This window comes from Parerythrobacter lutipelagi (genome assembly GCF_005434975.1).
Taxonomy (GTDB): domain Bacteria; phylum Pseudomonadota; class Alphaproteobacteria; order Sphingomonadales; family Sphingomonadaceae; genus Parerythrobacter_A; species Parerythrobacter_A lutipelagi.
Window position 1 is genome coordinate 1 of record NZ_SKCJ01000001.1, and the last position, 19,947, is coordinate 19,947.

Sequence of the window (19,947 nt, forward strand, 5' to 3'; positions counted from 1 at the left end):
ACAGCGCTACGGCCTGTTCTATTTCTTCAGCGCCACCTGCGGCCCGTGCGAAGTGATGAGCCCGATCGTCAAAGGTGTTGCCGACCGCTGGCGCATTACGGTGCGCGCGATCTCGACCGATGGCGGTCCTTCGCGACACTTTCCCGACTACCGCGTGGAAACGAACCAGCGCGCCAGGCTCGGTCTTGAAGGCAAGGCCACCCCGGCGCTCGTGCTTTGGGACAGCGCGACCAAACGCCCGATCCCGATCGGCTACGGCGTGCTCTCTGCCGACGAGCTCCAGGACCGCATCTACCTCCTCACCTCGAAGGAAGCCGGACATGATTACTAGTATTCGCAACGCGGCGCTGACCCTCGCCGCCGCCAGCATGGTTGCGTCCCCGGTTGCCGCTAACGTCGGCGACAGCATGGATCGCTTCATGGACGACATGGGCGCGGCGGCGAACGTGACCGGCCCGACTGCCTTCGAAGGCCAATCGGCAGGCTATTACAGCCTCGGCAATGTCTGGACGCGCTTCCCACAGAAGACGACCAATGTGGCCAATCTCCAGCTGCCCCGCGCCCGCGCGGGCTGCGGCGGCATCGACATCTTCGCCGGGTCCTTTTCCTTCATCAACGCAAGCGAGATGGTCGCGCTGCTCAAAGCCGTGGCGAACAACGCGGTCGGGTTCGCCTTCAGTCTCGCGATCGATACCGTTTGCCCCGAGTGCAACAAAATCATGCAGGAGTTTTCGCAAAAGGCTCAGCTCATGAACAATCTCTCGATCAACTCCTGCGAGATGGCGCAGGGGCTGGTCGGAGGCCTCTGGCCCAAGGGCGATCTCGCCGACAAGGCGATCTGCGAAGCGATCGGTAACTCCGAAGGAATCTTCACCGATTATGCCGCAGCGAAGCACGGCTGTGGCACACGCGGCCAGCGCGCCTCGACCAACGAAGGCGCCGGCGCCGATTACGCCGACATCAATCCAGGCGTGGCGCGCAACTACACCTGGCACGTCCTGAAGAAGAGCGCCTTCTTCAATCCCGGCGGGACATTCGACCGCGAGCTTGCCGAATACGCCATGACGCTCATCGGCACGGTGATCTACGTGCCGCCCAGGGACGACGAGGCAGGCAAGTTCGTGCCTTTCGCAGGCGATGCCTCCTCGACGCTGGTGAGCGCGCTGCTCGACGGGACGCAGGGCCAGACCGTGCGCGTGTTCCGCTGCGACGAGACCGATCTCTGCCTCAATCCGACATTCGAGCAGATGAGTCTTTCAAACGCCAAGGCGATCCGCCCTCGCGTCGCACTCCTCATCGGCAATATGGTCGATGCGATCCGCGCCGACACCGCGATCGGAAACGCAGAGAAGGAATTGCTGCAGGTCGCCTCGGTCCCCTTGTACAAGATCCTTACCGTCCAGGCCGCCTATGGGCGCGGAATGCCGACTGACGACCGCGACACGCTCGCCGAGATCGCCAGCATCGACCTGCTCTATGCCATCCTCGACCGGATCGTGTCGGAAGCCGGGCGCTCGATGGCGAGCTTCATCGCCGCCGACGAAGCCAAGCTCGCGATCTGGCGCGGCCAGGTTGCTGAGGTGCGTTCGGGGCTCGTCCAGCGACAGGCCACCGGACAGGCCAAGGTCTCCGCTATCATGCAGATCATCGAGAAAACGGCGATGATCGAGAACGCCCTTGCCGCCTCGATGTCGCCCTCGATGTCGGCAGCGCTCGACTGGTCGCGCGGGCTCCAGTCGCGCTCGATTATCCCCTGAGGCCGCGACATGGTCGAGATCTTCACAACCGGCGGCGGCGAATACATCGTCAATGTCTTGAACGCCGTCGCCGCGTGGACCGGGGCCGGTGGCTACAAGAGCCTGATCCAGGTGGCGCTGGTCATGGGCATGGCGCTTGCGGTCATTGTCGTCGCGTTCAACCAGGACTGGCGCGCCTGGCTCAACTGGTTCCTCGGCGCGACACTCATCTACATGTGCCTGATGGTGCCGCGCATGGATGTGCAGGTCACCGACCGTGTCAATCCGAGCCTCGCTCCGGCGACAGTCGCCAATGTCCCGCTCGGGCTCGCGCTCATGGCAAGCTTCACCAGTCAGGCAGGCGACTACCTTACCCGCTCCGCCGAGCTCGTCTTCGGCCTCCCCGACGATCTCAACTACTCGAAGAACGGCATGATTTATGGCGCGCGCCTGCTCGAAGCGACACGGTCCCTGCGCATTGCCGATCCCGAGTTTGCCGCCAATTTCGACGAGCATGTGCGGCAATGCGTGTTCTACGACCTGCTCCTCGGCCGCTACTCGATGAAGGAACTGTCCGAAAGCAACGATATCTGGGCGACCATTGCGCCTGGCAGTGCCGCGCGGGCACAGCGCTTCCTCACCCGGCAGGCGGACGATAGCGTCACGGCCACGATCATCACCTGCCGCGAAGCATACACTGCGCTCTCCAACCAGTGGGCCGGGCTTATTGATGAGATGACACGGGTCGCCGGGCGCCAGCTCTACCCCCGGCAGACCGAGGCGCTCGCGAAGGCCAAGCTCATCGCAGACCTGCCGATTGCCTATCAATACCTCACCGGCGTCTCGAAGGATGCAAGCAGCATCTTCCGCCAGGTTCTGACCATCAACGCCATGAACCAGGCGATGCATGGCTTCGCCGGAGCTAGCGGTGCATCGAGCGTCGATGTGTTCGCGCAGACCCGCGCCGACATCCAAACCGAACGGACCTATTCCTCGATCGCGCACAACGCGATGAAATGGGTCCCGATCCTCAATGTCGTCCTGACGGTCGTATTCTACGCGCTTTTTCCGGTGCTCTTCCCACTGTTCCTGATGCCCAAGACCGGACCGATCGCTCTCAGAGGATACGTCACGGGCTTCTTCTATCTGGCAGCTTGGGGGCCGCTGTTCGTCATCCTGCACATGATCCTGATGCTCAAGGGCGCGAGCGATGTGGCGGCAGCGGGCGGCGCGACCGGTCTCAGCCTCGCGACCTTCTCCGGCATGACCGACGTCAACAACGATATCGGGATCCTGGCCGGCTACCTCGTCGCATCGATACCGTTCCTTGCAGGCGGCGTCGCCAGGGGCGCGCTCGCAATATCGGGCCAGGCAACCAGCTACCTCAATCCGAGCCAGAACGCGGCAGAAGAGGCGGCGCGCGAAGCGAGCACCGGCAATATTTCGCTCGGCAATTCCAGCCTTGAGAACTCGAACGTGTTTTCGCGCCAGTTTGCGCAAGCCAGCCTTGCTCCCAACATTGGCTACGGCGCCGCGCAGACGCGAACGACGGGCGAAAACGGCACCCAAACCACCGGCTTCCCGCAGGCCGAGTTCGCGACTGTGCCGACCTCGAGCTATCCGTTCACACCAACGCTAGGGCAGGACTTCTCGAGCCGGCTTGCGACCATGGCGAGCCAGAGCCGCGGCCAGAGCGAGACATTCTCGAACCTTGCCCAGCAATCGACGAGCTCGGCTGTCACCCGCTTCAGCGAGTTGCGCGATGCCTACACCCGCTCGCGCTCGAACGAGAGCGTCAGTGGCACGTCAACGAGCGACAGCATCGGCAGCGCCTTCAGCGAAGTCGACAACGCCTCGAAAACACTCCAGCAGCAGTTCGGGCTGTCGCGCCGCGCGGCCGACGACATTACTGTGTCCTGGTTCCTGAACGGGGATGCCGGTCTCGGGGTCAAAGGAGAACGAGGCTCGATCAAGGGCACCCTCGGGTTAAAGGGTGGTCGGAACCAGACCTGGACTGACAGTGATATCGGGATCGCCTCCGAGGATCGCTCGCGCATCATGGGCGCGCTGAGCCAGATCTCGGACAGTCGCAGCTGGTCGAGCACGCGCGAAGGCTTCCTGCGTGAAACGAGTTCGAGTTCGGAGGCGCTGGTGTCAAGCAGCTCGGCCGGGATCACCACGTCGATCACCGAAGCGCAGAGCTACACCCGCGAAGCGCGCCGAGCCGAGGAGATCGCCAGCCGCCTCGAAAACCAGGCAAGCTGGTACGAAAGTGCCAATGCCGCAGGCACGCTCAACCTCAGCCAGGCCTATCGCGAATGGGGCATGGCGGAGATCGATGGTAACCGCGACTACTATGGGCCGGTGCGCTTCGACGACATCGATTTCCAGATGAGTGCGCGGGGCCAGAAACTCCAGGCGCGGTTCGTCGAAAGCTATGCGAACCAGCTCAATGCCGAGATCGCGGATGACCTGGCTCTGCCGCCCTTTGCGTCCGTCGCTCGACCCGCTGTGAGCAGCGCAGATGGCGTGCGGGGATCGGTACGGCTTGGCGGGGTACCAGGGAGCCTTGGCGCCCCCTCAAGCGAGCGTGAAGACATCGCCCGGAATGTAGGTCGGGTCCAACAACAAGGGGACCGGCGGATCGGGACCGTCAAAGGATACCTCGATGGCAAGACTCGCGATGCCAAGGGAGCCTCGGCTGAGGCGGCCGACGATGTGAAGGAATGGTAGCTCAGATCAGCCCGTCGTAGATGATCACATAGATCAAAAAGGCGAGGAACAGGACCCCGAACAGGATCAATCCAAGCTTGCCCCACGGGTCAGCCCAGGTCTTTTTCCAGGTGTAGGAAGTGAGACGGTTCTCGGCGATGGCCCGATCTACTTCGCGGAAGCCCTCCCAGCCCTCCTTGCCGCCCGGGGGTGTGTCGTCTGGATCGTTCATCGCTCATTCTCCTTCACAAGAAGGGAGCCGCCCTCTCCTCTTCTCAGCCCCATCTTGTTGCTGAGAAAATAGCCGAAAATCATCGGAAAAGCGAGCACGGTATCTTGGCTTGCAGGCCCGAAAATGAAAGGAGTTGGCATGGCAGGAAGATCACCTCAGAATAATGTCTTCGATTTTCACGCAGGAGTTCTCCGACAGAAGCAAGGCAAACGGCGCGGCCTTGCGCTGCTTGTTGCCGGAGGCTTACTCGTTGGCATTCTGGGCGGCATTCTTGGCATCTACTGGCCTTTTGGTTCGGCGATCGCTGAGGCACGAACCAAGCACAGCTTTGCCGTTTGCGGCATGGTCAGACGCACTTGTGTCATCGATGGCGACACGATCTGGCTCGAAGGCGTGAAGATCAGGATCGCGGATATCGACACGCCTGAAATTTCGCAGCCAAGATGCGATATCGAATACGATCTCGGCATAAGGGCACGCGACAGGTTGGTGGTTCTGCTCAATCAGGGAGAGTTCTCCGCCGTTCCAATCGGTAATCGAGACGAAGACCAGTACGGTCGTAAGCTCCGTGTCCTGATGCGCGATGGCCGCTCGATCGGCGACCAATTGGTCGCGGAAGGACTAGCACGAACCTGGTCCGGACGCAGGGAGCCATGGTGCTGATGCGCATCTGGCCGGACAGTGACGATCCCTTGCCGGGCAACGAGCGGGAATGGAAATTGAAGCTCGAAGCATGGCTGCTGGGTATTCCGATTGTCCTTATGCTCATCGCAGGCATCGGGTCACTCTTCTGATGCTCACCCGTGATCAGGAGCTTTGGGGCATGGCGCTGTGGGTGGATAAGCACCATGGCGACGCCGGAGGTGAATTCATTGCGTCGAAGATCGATCAGCTATACCAGGCCGGCGAGCAGGACGGGGCAAGACTTTGGCAGAATGTTGCCCGTCGCTATGAGCAACTTGTCGAGCGCAGGACCTATTCCTGATAGAACCTTGAGGATCTCTAGCGTCGACTGACTGCAGATAGGCTTCCAGCCGTTCAAGCGTTCGTCGACGCGGCCTTCGCCCTTGCCTGAGATCGAGTACGAATCGAGGATCGCCAACTGCGCGCCGGCCGAAGCGCGTTGCCGAAATATGGTGATCTTTCAGATGCTTTTCGATCCGTTCCAGCAAGGTCATAACCCTTTCGCTCCGACTCGCAAATCCCTTGTGTTCTTGTTATGTTCTTAGTAGGATCACATCCGCGAGTCTAGGAAAATTCCTACAATTGAGATTCGAAGGACAGACAGATGGAACATGTCAGGGAAGAGCTCGACCGGCTGATCCTCAAGGGCGGATATGGCTACGCCTCGATATCGCGGCTGCTTGGCCGCAACCCTGCCTATGTGCAGCAATTCATCAAGCGCGGTTCACCGCGAAAGCTCGATGACGAAGACCGAAAGACACTTGCCTGCTTCTTCGGCGTCGATGAGCAAGTGCTCGGCGGTCCCGCCAATCCAGTCAATGATGGTATGGTCGAGATCCCCGTTCTCGATGTGGAAGCATCTGCTGGATTCGGCGCGGTAGCTGCCAGTGAGACTGCACACACCCGGTTCGGGTTCGATGAGCGGTGGCTGCGGCACCTGACGTCGGCCAAGAGCGCCAGCCTGTCGATCGTCGGCGTAAAGGGTGACTCGATGGAGCCCACGCTCAGCGATGGTGACGAGGTCCTGGTCGACGCGTCAGACCATGGCTCACGATTGCGCGATGGAATCTACGTTTTGCGCGCTGATGATGCTCTGGTCGTTAAGCGTATTGCTATCAAGCCTGGTGGCCGACAAATCACAATCGCCAGCGACAACCCAGCTTATCCAACTTGGCACGACATGGACCGATCTGAGGTGCACGTCGTCGGTCGGGTCATCTGGTTTGGCCGAGCCTTGTAACGGCAGGACTTGGGCCGGAAGCGGAAAGGCAGCTTTTATATCTTTGAGCGGATTAAGCGGACAGCGACTACTGACCGAATCGCAAGCCGGTGCATTAGAGAATGGTCTGGAGAAACCCCTCTTGGCATAGACTTTTGCCGTCGTTGAAACGCCCCTGCAGGACAGCCAACACGGAGCCGAGAGCCACAAACTAAATTGGTTTACTATTTAGCGCGCCTTTCCTACCATCCGGAGATGGCGAGAGAAACCTTTACGATTGAGGGCGCAGGCGCGATTTCTCTTACAGCCGAGGCTGAGGGGGATGCCTACGCTAAACCCGTCCTTCTTGCGCACGGCGGCGGGCAGACACGGCGCGCGTGGAGAAGGGTGGTCAGCGAGCTGGCTCAAGCCGGCTTTCGCGCAATCGCCTTCGACATGCGCGGTCACGGAGACAGCGATTGGTCGCTATGCGGAGCTTATGAAATGCGCGACTTCGCGGCGGATCTGGTCGCTGCAGCGTCGCGCCTGGACCAGAAGCCAGCGCTGGTTGGCGCTTCACTGGGCGGGCTCGCTGGACTGATTGCCGCAGGGGAGCTTGCTCCAGGTAGCTTTGCTTCACTCACATTGGTCGACATTGCCCCGCGCATGGAGCCCAGCGGTGTGATGCGCGTGGTTGGTTTCATGGAAGAGCATGTCGATAGCGGCTTCGCCTCACCAGAGGAGGCGGCCGACGTGATCGCTCGCTACATACCGCATCGTCCCAAGCGGGGCGCGAGCGATGGTCTGAAAAACTATCTGCGGCAGAAGTCGGATGGGCGCTTCTATTGGCACTGGGACCCGGTGTTTATCCGTAATATAATGTCAGCCAGACAAGGCGACCCAGACAGCCAAGAACGTCAATCGGCAATGCTGAGCCAAGCTGCGGCGAATCTCACGCTTCCGCTTCACCTCATCCGAGGCGGCTCTAGCGATCTTGTTTCCGAAGAGGCCGTTTTGCATCTGCGACAACTCGCCCCCCATGCAGAATACACCGATATTGCCGATGCCACGCACATGGTCGTGGGCGATGCGAACGATGCCTTCTCCGCCGCTATCGTCGATTTCCTACGAACCCATCACTCTTGCGATACGGCTCAACCACAGGGGACGAGGGAGCTATGATCGATCGAGAGCGCTTGCAGGAAATGCTGAATATCGCGCCGTTTCATCGATGGCTTGGGCTGGAGATTGCAACATGCTCCGACCAGGGAATCGCGATCACCATGCCATGGCGCGAAGAGATCGTGTCGAACCCTATGATTGGGTCGGCGCATGGAGGGATCCTGGCTTCACTGGTCGACCTCACCGGGCTTTATACTCTGCTTGCCGGGGGCGTCGCGGCGAGAGCGACGGCCGATCTGCATGTCGATTACCACCGTCCTGCAACCTCAGGACCTCTCACTGCTCACGGACAGATCGTGAAGATCGGGCGACAGATTTCGGTGGCGGAAACCCGGGTTCTCGAGCCCGACGACAAGTTGGTCGCCAGCGGCAGGGGCGCCTACTTCTCGTCAACCGGATCACTTGATCAGCGCGGCGGGACTATTGATCTCGAACAGGCTCTTGCCACCCAAGGCCCAGCGACTTCTGCAGCGCGATCCACGCCAGCGTAAGGGCACCTTTTGCCCGGACGAGGTCTGCTGAGGCCTGCTGCTGTTCTCGCAGGGCCCGGTTGAGGTCAGCCTTCGAGATCGCTCCTGCGGCAAAACGTTGGCGGTTCAGGTCCGCCGCGCCGTCAGCCTGCTTCTTGATTTGCATACTGGCAGCGAGCGCCACACGCTGCTGGCCGAAGCGAGCCAAGGCACGTTCGGCGTCTTGCAGTGCCAGAAGCACCGTCTGCTGGTAATTGGCGACTGCTTCGTTGCGCGCCGCCCCGGCTTGGTCGATCGCAGCGTCTACCCTGCCGAAATCCAGAAAATTCCACTGGAGGCGTGGGATCGCGAGTGCGGAGAAATCGCCGACATCGACAACGTCGTCCAACGAGGATCCGCCGAGGCCCAGGATCCCCGTGAAGGACAATTTCGGGAACCGCGCCGCCTCGGCCACCCCGATCCGCGCCGTCGACGCGGCAAGAGACCGTTCGGCCGCCCTTATGTCAGGCCGACGCGCCACCAGGCTTGCCGGATCGCCGATCGCGACCTGCTCTGGCGGCATGGGAATGGAATGCGCAGTCGTGAGCGCTGCATCAACTGATCCCGGCACCTGTCCGGTCAGTATAGCGAGTGCATCAGACAGGACTGCGATATCCGCTTCAGCTTCGGCAAGTTGTGACTTGAGCATCTCCAGTTCGGCATTCGCGGTGCCTACCGGGAAAAGCGGCAATGCACCGTGCTGATAGCGTTGGTATGTCAGCGCCAGGATCTCTTCCTGCAACGAAATCTGCGCCTCAAATTGCTCTGCGCGGAATTGGGCCTCCCGCAAATTGACGTAGGTGCTGGCCACTTGGGCAGTCAACTGGACCTTTGCGTCCTCTGCATTGGCCACGGTTGCAGCAGCTTGGGCATTGCTGGCTTCAATGCGCCTGCGCGAGCCACCGGCGAACTCCAGCTCCCAGTTGGCGTTAAGGCCCACATTGAAAAAGCTGAGCGAGTCATCGGTTTCTGCGTCGGAATTGGTTTGCTCTGACGGGGGGGGCGCCCCGCCTTGAATGTCGAGACCACGAAGCCGGCCCTGCACGGTGGTGGCCTGTGCCCCAAGCGATGGCATTCGACCCGCACGGTCTTGCCTGATGGATGCCCGTGCCTGGGCAATGCGCGCCTGCGCTGCGGCGAGCGAAGGGTTGCCGGACAGCGCAGCCTCCACCAGCCGCGTCAACTCGGGATCGCCGAGCAGCAGCCACCATTGAGCGACAACCGGATCAGATGCGCTCACATCACTGCCAGCGCGCACAAAGCGAGTGCCCGTGTCTGCTGACACAACTTCCGGGGGGCCTGCATAATCGGGCCCAGCCGTGCATCCAGCTAGCAAGGCGATAGTGATAATCGGAGGTAGCAAGTGGCGCATAATCTCGGGCTCAGTGCATCGAAAGGGAGACATTTTCCGGAAGCGGCTTGAGGAACAGAACAAGCGGGACTGTCGCGAGTGTGAGAAGTCCCATCACCAGAAAGACATCATTGTAGGTCATGATGAACGCTTCGCGCTGGAGAGTGCCGCCGAGTGCCGCCATCGCTCGTTCCATATCGCCCAAGCTTCGCGCCAGTCCGTCGAGATAGGTCTGCAGCGAAACGCTGTTCGCATTCAGCGTTTCTTCCATGCGCCTCGTATGGTGCCAAATTCGCTGGTCCTGGAACGAAGCGAGGGCCGAGAGGGCGAATGATCCGCCAAGATTGCGGGCCGCGTTGAAAATGCCCGAGGCATCGCCCGCGTCTTCCTTGGCCACCGACGCAACCGTTGCCTGATTCAGGAACATCATCGCAAGTATCATTCCGGCCCCGCGGATAAGCTGACTTTCAGTGAAGACAGCGCCGCCGGATTCGGCGGTCAGACTCGTGCTGACAAAGCAGCTGATCGCCATCAGCAGCATTCCGGTGCCGACGGCAATGCGGATGTCCACCTTGCGGATCATCAGGGGCAGAACCGGCATCAGGAGAAAGGCCGGGACACCCATCCAGAAGATGACCAGTCCCGTCTGAAAAGCATTATAGTCAGAGATGATCGCCAGAAACTGCGGAATGACATAGGTCGAACCATACATCACCATGCCCAGGGCGAGCGCCATGATCGCGACGCTGGCGAACTGTCGATTGAACAGGAGCTGCAACTTCAAGACTGGCTTGCGTGCCTTCACCTGTCCGTAAATCAAACAGGCAAAGCCGATAATGGTCACCACCGTTAGCCAGCGAATGAGTGAGGACTCGAACCATTCCTCACGGTGCCCTTCCTCGAGTACAACAGTCAGACCGCCCAGTCCGAGGATCAGCCCGAGAATGCCAGCCCAATCGGCGTCCGTGAGATATTCCCACTTGGGCTTCTCGTGAGGCAGCCCGATAAACAGCAAGAGCAGCAGGATTGCGCAGACTGGCACATTGACGAAAAAGGCATAGTGCCAGCTCAGGTTCTCGGTCAGCCAGCCGCCGATCAATGGCCCCATCACGGGGCCAAGAACCACAGTCATGCCGAACAGGGCCATTCCGATTGGCTGTTGGTGCGGCGGTAATCGTTTAGCCACAATAGTCATTGCGGTCGGAATGAGGACTCCGCCCGTGAATCCCTGACCCGTTCGGCCGATGATCATGGTCGTAAGGTCGGTTGCAATCCCGCATAGCACCGAAAATGCGGTGAACGCGCTAACCGCGATGATGAGGAGGGTTCGCAGACCGAACAGCCGTTCGAGCCAAGCGCTCAGCGGAATGACGACGATTTCAGCAACGAGAAATGACGTAGCAATCCAGGTGCCTTCGGCGCCTGTGGCACCGATCTCGCCCTGAATGACGGGGAGTGCGGAATTGACGATTGATATGTCCAGCGTCGCGAGCATGGCGCCAAGCGCGCCCGCGGCCACAGCGACCCAGGCAGTCACGTCTGCGTTCTTTCGGCCCCCGGCCGGCCCGATCGAAGTGTCCTGCGCTGCCAGTATCTCGGTCATTGAGTCCGACTCGAGATCTCTTCCAATTCGCCGGCAGCATTCCGGGTGTCGACCGTAGCCACTACCGACATGCCGGGAACGAGCAGACGCCGCACTTCAGGGGGAGCATCGATACCGATGCGGACGGGTATCCGTTGAACGATCTTGGTAAAGTTGCCGGTGGCATTTTCGGGGGGGAGGATGGAAAATTCCGCGCCCGTTCCCGGCGATATGCTGACCACTCGCCCCGCGATCTCAAGGTCGGGTAGGGCGTCAACTTCGAGCCTGACGCTTTGGCCGGCCCGGATCAGGCCGACCTGCGTTTCCTTGAAGTTTGCCGTCACGTAGATCGCCCTCACCGGAACCACCGTCATCAAACGTTGACCCGGTTGCACGAACTGGCCCACCCTCACCGAGAGATCGCCGACGCGGCCGGCCTTGCTGGCGCGCAGCAAGGTCGATTCAACCGTAAGGTCGGCTGTTTCCAGCTGAGCGCGAGCAGCGTCCGCCTGCGCCTGGGTCTGGTTGATCTGCTCGAACAGGGTCCCTCGGCGCGCGGTCGCGGCAGCCACCGCTGCCTGCGCGGCGACGAGTTCGGCCCGCGCTTGCCGCGCCTGCGCCTCATACTGGTCTAGCTTTTCCCGCGGTTCGGCTCCTGTCGCGGCAAGGGGCCGATATCGCGCCACCTGGTCGTTCGCGAGGTCCAGTGCTGCGCGCGCGGCGGCGAGTTGGCCCCGCGCCTGGCGAATGGCTGCATCCTGTTCGGCTACCTGAGAACGGATTGTGTCGGCACCGGCCAGGGTCGCAGCGATCTGTGCGCGCGCCTGTTGCGCTTGCGCCTGATAATCCCGCAGATCCAGTTGTACGAGGGCTCCGCCGCGAGCAACCTGCTCGTTCTCCCCCACGAAGACCTCTTCGACGTATCCCGCTACCTTGGAAGAGATAACGACGCTGTCGGCAGCGACATAGGCGTTATCGGTCGTCTGCATGTACTGTCCGTAGGTTACGTGCCGGTAGTACCACCAGATCCCGCCAAGCAGCACGGCAAGACCAACGATGATTAGCACGATGCGCAAGCCACGCCGCGATTGCGGTTTCGTTGGGGTTGTGCCCTCCTGCTCCGGTTGGTTGGAGTTATCGGTCATCTGACTCTTTCGGCAGCCTCAGTAAAAGGTGAACGCGTCTCGCGCCCTATGAGCCGTGAGTCAGATAGTAAAGGCATTTAGCAGTTTGCATTTGGGCATCCGAGGCTATCCGACTACACAGCGCTATGGATGAAAAACCAGATACCATGTCACGGTCTCAGCGTCGGCAGAAGTTCATCACCGATGATGACCGCATTCTCTATCTTATGGACGAGATCAGTCGCGGCGCGCGCAGAGTGTACGATGCGAGGGTCGCCAGGATCGGTCTCAATCAGACACAGTGGAGGATCATCGGACAACTTCTTCGCGATCCTGCCCTTACGCAGGCTGAAATCGCCAAGAAACTGGAACTGGAATCGGCGACCATCGGCCAGGCGGTTGCAGGTCTTTGCGCACGCGGGCTGATGAAAAGGCTTCGAGCTGAGACGGATCGGCGAGCGTGGCAGCTCATCCTCACGGAGCAGCTTGACGATCTGCTGCCCGAACTGAGAGGCTCCGCGGATAGGCTTCATGGTCTGCTTTGGCGCGACATTGCCGCCGACGAGAAGCAAACGTTGCAGCAGACTCTTGAAAGGGTATCGGAAAATCTGGACCAACTCCGGGCCGAGGCTGAGTAAAATCATGGCATCGCCCCCGGAAAAGCCTATCAGCAGCATCGCTCGCGCCGCGGAGATCGGCCAAATCCTAATGAGGCACGGCGCGAAGAATCTCGCCGGAGCCCTCGGATTTATTCCCTCTTCGAGCAATGTCATCGATCCTCGCGAATTTCATCCGGCTGCAGTTGTGGCGTTCCTCCGTGACATCGGGCCAGTCGGCATAAAGCTGGGGCAACTCCTCGCCACCCGAAGCGATCTGTTTACCGAACACTGGATCACGGCATTCTCAACCCTGCACGATCAGGTGTCGTCAGTGCCCTTCGCAGATATCGAGCCCGTACTTGCTTCAAGCTGGGGTGAGGACTGGCGGAGCGACTTTGCGCAGTTCGACGAAAAGCCTTTGGCCTCTGCCTCCATAGCGCAAACCTATTCCGCCAGACTGCGGGACGGAAGCGAGGTCATCGTGAAGGTTCGGCGGCCAGGCACTGCCGCTCGGATGGAGGCTGATGTGCGCCTCCTTATACGCCTTGCCGGGATCGTGGAAGCACGGTCGCCGGACATCGCGCGTTACCGGCCAGTCGAGTTTCTGCGGACCTTCGGCCGCAATCTTGCCTGGGAGATGGACCTCGCTGCGGAATCCCGAGCCTGCGAGCGGATCGGCGCATATCTCGATACCATCGGCGTCAGGTCCCCGGCCATCCATTGGGAACTGACCGGGCTGCGGGTGAACGTTCAGGAACGCCTGTACGGCAGGCCCGCGTCTTCGCTGGGCAGCCCATCGGGCGACCCGCGGGTGGCGGCTTTCGCTAAAAGCTATGCCAACGCTGTCCTGCGGATGATCATCCTGAACGGCGAATTTCACGGCGACCCCCATCCCGGTAACGTCTTCATGATCGGCGAGCAGGATGTCGGCTTCATCGACTTTGGATCGGTCGGGACGCTCACCAAGGCCAGGCGCGACGAGATCGTCCGCCTCGTCCTTGCGATCGCTGGTGAGGAAACCAGCGATGTCGCGAATGTCCTGCTCGCATGGGCGGGGGAGCCGAAGGTGGATCGCGATGCGCTCGCGGTGGATCTGGATCAGTTGATCGGAGAGTTCAGGGGGACCGTGCTATCTGGCATCGAGTTCTCGCAGATTTTTTCCCGCGCTTTCGACCTGTTGCGGGATTATCGACTGGTTCTGCCACCTGATCTGGCCATTCTTCTGCGTACCTTGTTGACTGCAGAGGGCTTCGTCCGATCGCTGGCACCGGACTACAACATCGCCGAAGAGACCCGGCCGATCATCACGGAGCTTCTCGCCGAGCGGTTCTCGCTCGGCAGCGCTCGGTCGGGTTTGAAGAGACTTCGCGGTCAGCTGCTGGGTTTGTCGGCGTCCTTGCCCGACATACTTGCCACTGCGAACTCGATCGCAAAGTCAGGATATGTGCCGGTTCAGCTCGATCCGCTCAGTATCGAGCAGCTCGCTGGACTTCGCAATGAGCGTCAGTCCTTGAAAGGCCCTCTAGCTGCCGCATTGATCATAGCTAGCGCGTTGCTTGTCGATCAATCCTGGCTTCTGGCTGGCGGCGCGCTTGTGATTGCTGGGGTGGTGCTCATCCGAAAGTCATAATGAAGGAGCAACTTAATTCGTGCACGGTCACGATACGGCAAAGCCGAACTTAACGAGGATTTCATGCGCCTCACTTCAGCGACCAAGACGCATCGCGAAGAAAATTTTTCGACCTATTGCGATTGAAGGCTTATTTTCCCTCAATCAGACGAAACTTTGGAACGGCAGCTTTCAAGCGTGTCCTGGCCTGACTTTATGGCCGCTATTGGGGCGCATAGCTGCCATCGACGCTAGTCTGAACCAACGGCAGCTTTTGGGCGAAAATCGTGACTACTCGAATGACCGGGATTAGGGCGCATTGCCGCCGTTGGCCTTCCTGACTGAATGGCAGATCTCTGGGCGAAAGCTCTGTCATCGAAAGAGCGGGAAAAGGCTCTTTGAAGTGACGACGGCTCACGCTTTATGCGCGGCAAACACTACCCATGATATGCAATGGCCTATCATGGGTAGTGTATATATGCCATTGCATATCTCTATTGCCTTTCTCAACGATCATGGTATATGCTAAAACATATAGACGTAGGCCAGCATATGTAGAAACATATTTATGAGCACGACAATCGAGGACATCGCCGCAAGCATCAAAGCGGCACGGATAGCAAAAGGCTTTACCCAGAAACAGCTGGGTGAACGGGTAGGCTTGCCTCAAAGCCATATCTCCAAAATCGAAGGCGGGAGTGTAGACCTACAGATTTCCAGCCTCGTCGAAATAGCGCGCGCGCTCGACCTCGAACTGAAGCTAGTGCCTCGAAGGACCGTACCGGCGATCGAAGGCGTAGTTCGCTCACAGCGCGAAAGAAGCGAGGCAAGTCGAGTGCTCGCAACGATTGCCGAAACCAACCGGTTCGCCGAGCGAGTACGGGAGAGCTATCCGAGCGTCACCGAAGTGACCGAGCTTCAAAGCGCACTTAAGGATATCCAGGCCGTTAATTTCACTCCCGAAACGCTCAAAGCCATCGAGCAGGCCTTGCAGCCCGTCGCTCATCTGAAAAAGCATCTCCAGGATCTCGGCTGGGCGCTTGAGCAGCAAGAGGGAAGGAAGAAACTCACCCAACAGATCGCAGCATCCACGCGTGCCCTCCAACACGTCAGAAACTCGCAGGTTCAAGCAATCGGTCAAGACAGTGCCTCAAGACGGCCTGCTTACCGCCTTGGGGACGACGCCACATGATCGACGCAGCTGCTCTCGATATCTTTCTGGGTAAGACGCGCGTTGGAACCATTGCGCGCCTCGATGGAGATGCGAGCATCTTCACATTCGACGAAGTCTACCTTGCCGACCAGGATCGGCCAACGCTGTCGCTGGCCTACAAGGACGCGAACGGCGAAATCATTGCCGAGACACGCAGCTATCGAACGAAGATTGAGCCGTTCTTCTCCAACCTCCTTCCCGAAGGCACGCTTCGCGACTACCTGGCCCGCCGCGCGGGCGTGAAAGCCATGCGCGAGTACCACCTTCTCGCACAGCTCGGGCACGATCTTCCCGGCGCAGTGCGCGCCGTCGCCGTCGATGCCGAGGAAACGGAGGCCGACGAGCTAGATGAAGAAGCGGCGGGGAAGCAGGCAGAGCGCGCGCTGCGCTTCTCGCTTGCCGGCGTGCAACTCAAATTCTCGGCGATCAAAGCCCAGGGCAAGAATGGCGGACTGACGATCCCAGTCACAGGCAGCGGCGGCGACTGGATCGTCAAGCTGCCCTCTGCGAGACATCCGGACGTGCCCGAGGCTGAATTCGCAGCGATGAAACTGGCAGCAAAGATCGGGATCGACGTACCTGAAATCGGCCTTGTGCCTCTCGATCAGATCGATGGCATACCCGAAGGTATCACCTGTTACGGAGAGTCCGCTTTTGCCATCCGGCGCTTCGACCGGGGAGAAGAGGGACCCGTACACACCGAAGACTTCGCCCAGGTGTTCGGTGTCTTTGCAGACGATAAATACGAGAATGCGAGCTACCGCCAGATCCTCAGCGTGCTGGCGATCGAGACCGACGAGCAAAGCGTGGTCGAATTGGTCCGCCGGCTCACCTACTCGGTGCTGATCGGGAATGGCGACATGCACCTCAAGAACTGGTCGTTGATCTATCCGGATAGGCGAAACGCGCTGCTGGCACCTGCCTATGACCTGCTTTCGACGCTCGCCTATATCCCAGGCGACGATGCTGCACTCAAGTTTCATAGCTCGCGCGAGTGGGCGTCCTATACCTATGATGAACTCGAGGCGATCGCCGACAAGGCAAGGCTGCCTGCCAAGCTGATCACCGCGACAGCGAAGGATGTCGTTGCACAGTTCGACGACGCCTGGAGCAACGAAAGCGGACACCTGCCCTTCCCCGATGACGTGCGAAGCGCGATTGAGAGGCATCGCAAGACTCTTGCGATCTGAGAGCGGTTCCGAAATCCGGCCGTTCGCGTGTAAGCACCACCTGGACCAACTGCCTGGCCCAATTCGTCAGAAAATCTGGCACATAGCGGCCCTTCAAATCCCGAAGTCCAGTGTCTTGCTCTTGCTTCGGGCGAGTTCCTTTTCGGCCTTGTTGACCTCTTCCGGTTTCAGCTGATCAAGTTCGCCGTTTTTCTTTTCTGGCGGGGTCAACTGTGCGGTGACCTCGAGGGCCGAGGCCTTCTCGCCCTTGTTGCGTGCGACGGCTGCTCCGAGCCTGTCCGAACTGTCGACAACCAGCGTCAGGTGATCGCGAAGCCTCGTGATCGTCACCAGGAAGGTCTTCTGGTTCGACAGGTTGCGCTCGCGGCTGTCCATGACTGCAATGCCGCGATCGGATGTCAGACCCTGCGCCATATGGGCGTTCAGCGCATAGGCAAGATCGATCCGCTTCAGCATCGGATCGTCCTTTTTGAGCTCGACCTGGTCTCCCTTGGAAGTTTCGAAAGTGACCTTCCCGCCGACAACGGCAACCACCCTGGCCTGGTCGGCATTGAACAGGCCGCGGCGATGATCGTTGCGGGTCCATCGGATCCGGTCGCCTTCATGGATCTCGAGCTTCCTCGGCTCATGCAAGGTCAGATTCTGGTCGCCCTTCCCTGCCCTGATCCGTGCCGGGTCGAACCGGAACCGCTTGCCGCGCTTATCCGCAACTTCGACCTGCCTGCCCTTCCGGTCCTGTCCCAGGACACGATACTCGCCCGCTGACAGTCCCAGGGCCTGTTGCTTTCTCGAGACCTCGAGCACCCGGCCAGGCTGATAGGCCGAGAGATGTCGCAGCTCTTCGCGGGTCGTGTTGACGCGGTCGAGCACTCCGAGCTCGGCCTTGCCCGGGCCAATCTCGCCATTGGCGAGAAGTCCCTGCTGGATGGCAGCATTGACCGCAGAGCGGATGGCGCGGCCCGAGGCGTAGATCGATGTCCGCGCGCGGTCGTTCTTGTCGAGCGCCAACCAGATGTCAGCAGCGACCAGCGCGCCATCGCCCTTGGCTTCGACCGTGTGCGGCTGCAGGTGACGCAGCGCCGTGCGCACATCGCCCGCCTGCGCTGCCGCCTGCGCCTCGCGGATGACTGGATCGCGGGCGCGCAGGTTGGTCGCCATTTCAGCGCGCGCCATACCCGTCCGCTGCAGCAGCGCGAAGGGTTTGCCCGCATCGACTGCGCCGAGCTGCTTGCGGTCCCCCATCAGGACCAGGCGGTGAACGCCAGCAAGATTGGCAAGGCGGACGAGCTTTTCCTTGTCCTCGTTCGAGATCATCGAAGCCTCGTCGAGCACCAGCACATGGTCCTTCAGCGCCGCCTTTGCCTCCAAACGCAGCACCGCGTTACCGGGATCGTCGAGCAGCTTGTTCCAGCCACCAAGGAACCGGGCCAGCGTCTGCGAGGCTATACCGGTGTCGCGTTCGAGCATCTGGACGAGAGTGTTTTGGATTGCGAGGCCAATGACCGGGCGGCCCTCGGCGCGCAGCACCTCGGCGACGGGTTTCAGAACGCTGCTCTTGCCGGCACCGGCAATTCCCTGGACCGCGATCGTTCGATCCTCGGACGTCAGGATCAACTTCGCCGCTCCGAGCTGACCCTCGTTGAGGCGGAATCCCTGCCCTGCCATTGCAGCGGCCTGGACACGAGCGGTCGCGCTTCCCGTCTCAACTGCAGACGAGCTCGCACCCTTGCCAGCGGCAACCTCGGACAAGATCCGCTGCTCAGCGATCACCGCGTCACGCGAAGCCAGCCAGCCCTTGTGGTCTCCCTTGCCCACTATGAGGTCGCCGGAGCGCACCAAGGCGCGGGTCCGTTTTTCAATATCGGCAATCGTCGCTGGCAACCCGAAATCGAGCGCGGCCTTGTAGAGCGCGGTGCGCTCGAAGGCAGCCTCGCGCTGCGAGAGATGACGCACCGCCGAAGCGACGGCCTGTGCCGCTGCGATCGTCTCACGGTCCTGTCTGAGGACCGACTTGGGCACAAGCGGATCAGCCGGATCGCCCCTGACATGCGCGGCGAAGCGTCCCAGCCATGCGCGCCCGCGCTCGACAAGCGAGCCGAACCTGCCAGTTTCGATCGACTGTTTCAGTGTGCGGATCCGGGCCCGCTCGACCAAGGGAGCGAGGTCCAACCCGATGGATTTCGCGGTTTCGCTCCAGAGCTTGCCCAAGGTTTCGCGGTCCTCGATCGTGTCCTTACTGGCGCGCGTATCGAGCGCAGCGATGCGGCCAGCTTCAAGACCAGGACCGCGCCGCGCATCGAGCACTTCCTGGCGGCGGCTCGAGAACGCCATGACCTGTTCGCGGGTGATACCGCGCGCTTCGAAATTGCCGTGCTTGAGGGTCGGTCCCGGCTCGTAGCCAAGCTTCTCGACCGCGACGCGAAAGCGCGCCATTGCAATAGAATTGAGCGTGGTGTTGAGCTGCCAGAGCCGGTCGTTCTTGAGCGTGCGCCACTTCCCGTCCTTGCCTTGCGTGACATTGGCGATGACCGCATGAAAGTGGAGGTTCGGCTCCTGGTTGCGGTTGGTGTCGTGCTGGAACAGGCCGATCGCAAGGCTTCCCGTGGCTTGAGTGACGATCTTGCCTTTCTCCACCATCCGGGTCTCGGCCGCATTCTTCTCAGCCCAGTGCAGCGCTTCGAGGACGGCTTCGCGATAGGCAGGGATGATCCGCTCGTCCTTCCCGACGAGCGCCAGCAGCGACCAGCTCTTGGGAACGGAGAAGGTGAGGTCTGTACCTGGGCGGTGTGCCTGCCCGGGATTGCCGACACTGCTGCCGTCGGGCAGCTCTCCGCGCAGCAGCGCGTCGAACACTGCGGTCTCGACCTTGCCGTCGAGACCAAGGCGCCTTGCACCCTCGCCGACCCACCGGCCCGAGCGGTCGGCATCGGCGCTCGCGTAGTAATTGTCCGAAGCGAAGTAGCTTGCCGCCGCCGATGGCGAGCGGACATTGGCGACGGAAAGCATGGGCTGGGATCACTTTCTCT

18 protein-coding genes are annotated in these 19,947 nt (G+C 60.6%); 13 read left to right on the forward strand and 5 right to left on the reverse strand.

The window, feature by feature from the left end; all coding sequences use genetic code 11:
• The 3 genes from traF to E0502_RS00015 form a co-directional block, all read left to right on the forward strand.
• A partial coding sequence (gene traF, locus E0502_RS00005) for a conjugal transfer protein TraF (protein WP_137675984.1) occupies nucleotides 1-331 on the forward strand: 331 nt, incomplete at its 5' end.
• Nucleotides 321-1,757, forward strand: coding sequence for a conjugal transfer protein TraH (locus tag E0502_RS00010; protein ID WP_137675985.1), 1,437 nt, complete (start codon nucleotides 321-323; stop codon nucleotides 1,755-1,757). The genes traF and E0502_RS00010, both read left to right, overlap by 11 nt.
• 9 nt (nucleotides 1,758-1,766) lie before the next feature.
• Entirely contained in the window at nucleotides 1,767-4,469 is a 2,703-nt protein-coding gene (locus tag E0502_RS00015; RefSeq protein WP_137675986.1) for a conjugal transfer protein TraG N-terminal domain-containing protein, read from the forward strand.
• Between the two features lies 1 nt (nucleotide 4,470).
• Here E0502_RS00015 and E0502_RS00020 read toward each other — a convergent pair whose 3' ends face one another.
• Nucleotides 4,471-4,680, reverse strand: coding sequence for a hypothetical protein (locus E0502_RS00020; protein WP_137675987.1), 210 nt, complete (start codon nucleotides 4,678-4,680; stop codon nucleotides 4,471-4,473).
• 123 nt (nucleotides 4,681-4,803) lie between these two features.
• Between E0502_RS00020 and E0502_RS15250 the strand changes: the two genes are divergently transcribed.
• The 6 genes from E0502_RS15250 (at nucleotide 4,804) to E0502_RS00045 (ending at nucleotide 8,235) form a co-directional block, all read left to right on the forward strand.
• Complete coding sequence (locus E0502_RS15250; RefSeq protein WP_240048789.1) at nucleotides 4,804-5,343, forward strand: thermonuclease family protein; 540 nt, start codon at nucleotides 4,804-4,806, stop codon at nucleotides 5,341-5,343.
• Nucleotides 5,343-5,474 carry a hypothetical protein gene (locus E0502_RS15365; RefSeq protein WP_255478505.1) on the forward strand — a complete coding sequence of 44 codons (132 nt, stop codon included), beginning with the start codon at nucleotides 5,343-5,345 and terminating at the stop codon, nucleotides 5,472-5,474. Before E0502_RS15250 ends, E0502_RS15365 begins: the two co-directional genes overlap by 1 nt.
• A complete protein-coding gene (locus E0502_RS00030) occupies nucleotides 5,474-5,665 on the forward strand; it encodes a DUF6961 family protein (RefSeq protein WP_137675988.1) in 192 nt (63 codons plus the stop codon). Before E0502_RS15365 ends, E0502_RS00030 begins: the two co-directional genes overlap by 1 nt.
• A 303-nt stretch (nucleotides 5,666-5,968) precedes the next feature.
• Nucleotides 5,969-6,604: a S24 family peptidase gene (locus E0502_RS00035; RefSeq protein ID WP_137675989.1), complete on the forward strand. Its 636-nt coding sequence runs from the start codon at nucleotides 5,969-5,971 to the stop codon at nucleotides 6,602-6,604.
• Between the two features lie 234 nt (nucleotides 6,605-6,838).
• Nucleotides 6,839-7,744 carry an alpha/beta fold hydrolase gene (locus E0502_RS00040; RefSeq protein WP_090483092.1) on the forward strand — a complete coding sequence of 302 codons (906 nt, stop codon included), beginning with the start codon at nucleotides 6,839-6,841 and terminating at the stop codon, nucleotides 7,742-7,744.
• Complete coding sequence (locus tag E0502_RS00045; RefSeq protein WP_082745685.1) at nucleotides 7,741-8,235, forward strand: hotdog fold thioesterase; 495 nt, start codon at nucleotides 7,741-7,743, stop codon at nucleotides 8,233-8,235. Before E0502_RS00040 ends, E0502_RS00045 begins: the two co-directional genes overlap by 4 nt.
• On the opposite strand, the gene E0502_RS00050 is transcribed toward E0502_RS00045, so the two are convergent.
• From E0502_RS00050 to E0502_RS00060, 3 genes are read right to left on the reverse strand one after another with little or no spacing between them, the layout of a single operon-like run.
• Nucleotides 8,165-9,625 carry an efflux transporter outer membrane subunit gene (locus E0502_RS00050; RefSeq protein WP_137675990.1) on the reverse strand — a complete coding sequence of 487 codons (1,461 nt, stop codon included), beginning with the start codon at nucleotides 9,623-9,625 and terminating at the stop codon, nucleotides 8,165-8,167. The two genes, E0502_RS00045 and E0502_RS00050, sit on opposite strands and share 71 nt — an antisense overlap.
• 10 nt (nucleotides 9,626-9,635) lie before the next feature.
• Nucleotides 9,636-11,207 carry an MDR family MFS transporter gene (locus E0502_RS00055; RefSeq protein ID WP_051051456.1) on the reverse strand — a complete coding sequence of 524 codons (1,572 nt, stop codon included), beginning with the start codon at nucleotides 11,205-11,207 and terminating at the stop codon, nucleotides 9,636-9,638.
• The gene (locus E0502_RS00060; RefSeq protein WP_061926347.1) at nucleotides 11,204-12,331 is read right to left on the reverse strand and encodes an HlyD family secretion protein; all 1,128 of its coding nucleotides are present in this window, start codon (nucleotides 12,329-12,331) and stop codon (nucleotides 11,204-11,206) included. Before E0502_RS00060 ends, E0502_RS00055 begins: the two co-directional genes overlap by 4 nt.
• Nucleotides 12,332-12,456: 125 nt before the next feature.
• Here E0502_RS00060 and E0502_RS00065 point away from each other — a divergent pair, with 125 nt between their 5' ends.
• From E0502_RS00065 to E0502_RS00080, 4 genes are all read left to right on the forward strand, one after another.
• The gene (locus tag E0502_RS00065) at nucleotides 12,457-12,948 is read left to right on the forward strand and encodes a MarR family winged helix-turn-helix transcriptional regulator (protein ID WP_090483095.1); all 492 of its coding nucleotides are present in this window, start codon (nucleotides 12,457-12,459) and stop codon (nucleotides 12,946-12,948) included.
• 70 nt (nucleotides 12,949-13,018) lie between these two features.
• Nucleotides 13,019-14,539, forward strand: coding sequence for an ABC1 kinase family protein (locus tag E0502_RS00070; protein WP_240048790.1), 1,521 nt, complete (start codon nucleotides 13,019-13,021; stop codon nucleotides 14,537-14,539).
• Between the two features lie 547 nt (nucleotides 14,540-15,086).
• A complete protein-coding gene (locus tag E0502_RS00075) occupies nucleotides 15,087-15,710 on the forward strand; it encodes a helix-turn-helix domain-containing protein (protein ID WP_090483105.1) in 624 nt (207 codons plus the stop codon).
• On the forward strand, nucleotides 15,707-16,921 hold the full coding sequence (locus E0502_RS00080) for a type II toxin-antitoxin system HipA family toxin (RefSeq protein ID WP_137675991.1): 1,215 nt from the start codon (nucleotides 15,707-15,709) through the stop codon (nucleotides 16,919-16,921). The genes E0502_RS00075 and E0502_RS00080 overlap by 4 nt, the downstream gene beginning before the upstream one ends.
• 93 nt (nucleotides 16,922-17,014) lie before the next feature.
• Here the strand turns inward: E0502_RS00080 and mobF are convergent, their stop codons facing one another.
• On the reverse strand, nucleotides 17,015-19,927 hold the full coding sequence (gene mobF / locus E0502_RS00085; protein WP_137675992.1) for a MobF family relaxase: 2,913 nt from the start codon (nucleotides 19,925-19,927) through the stop codon (nucleotides 17,015-17,017).
• Between the last annotated feature and the right edge of the window lie 20 nt (nucleotides 19,928-19,947).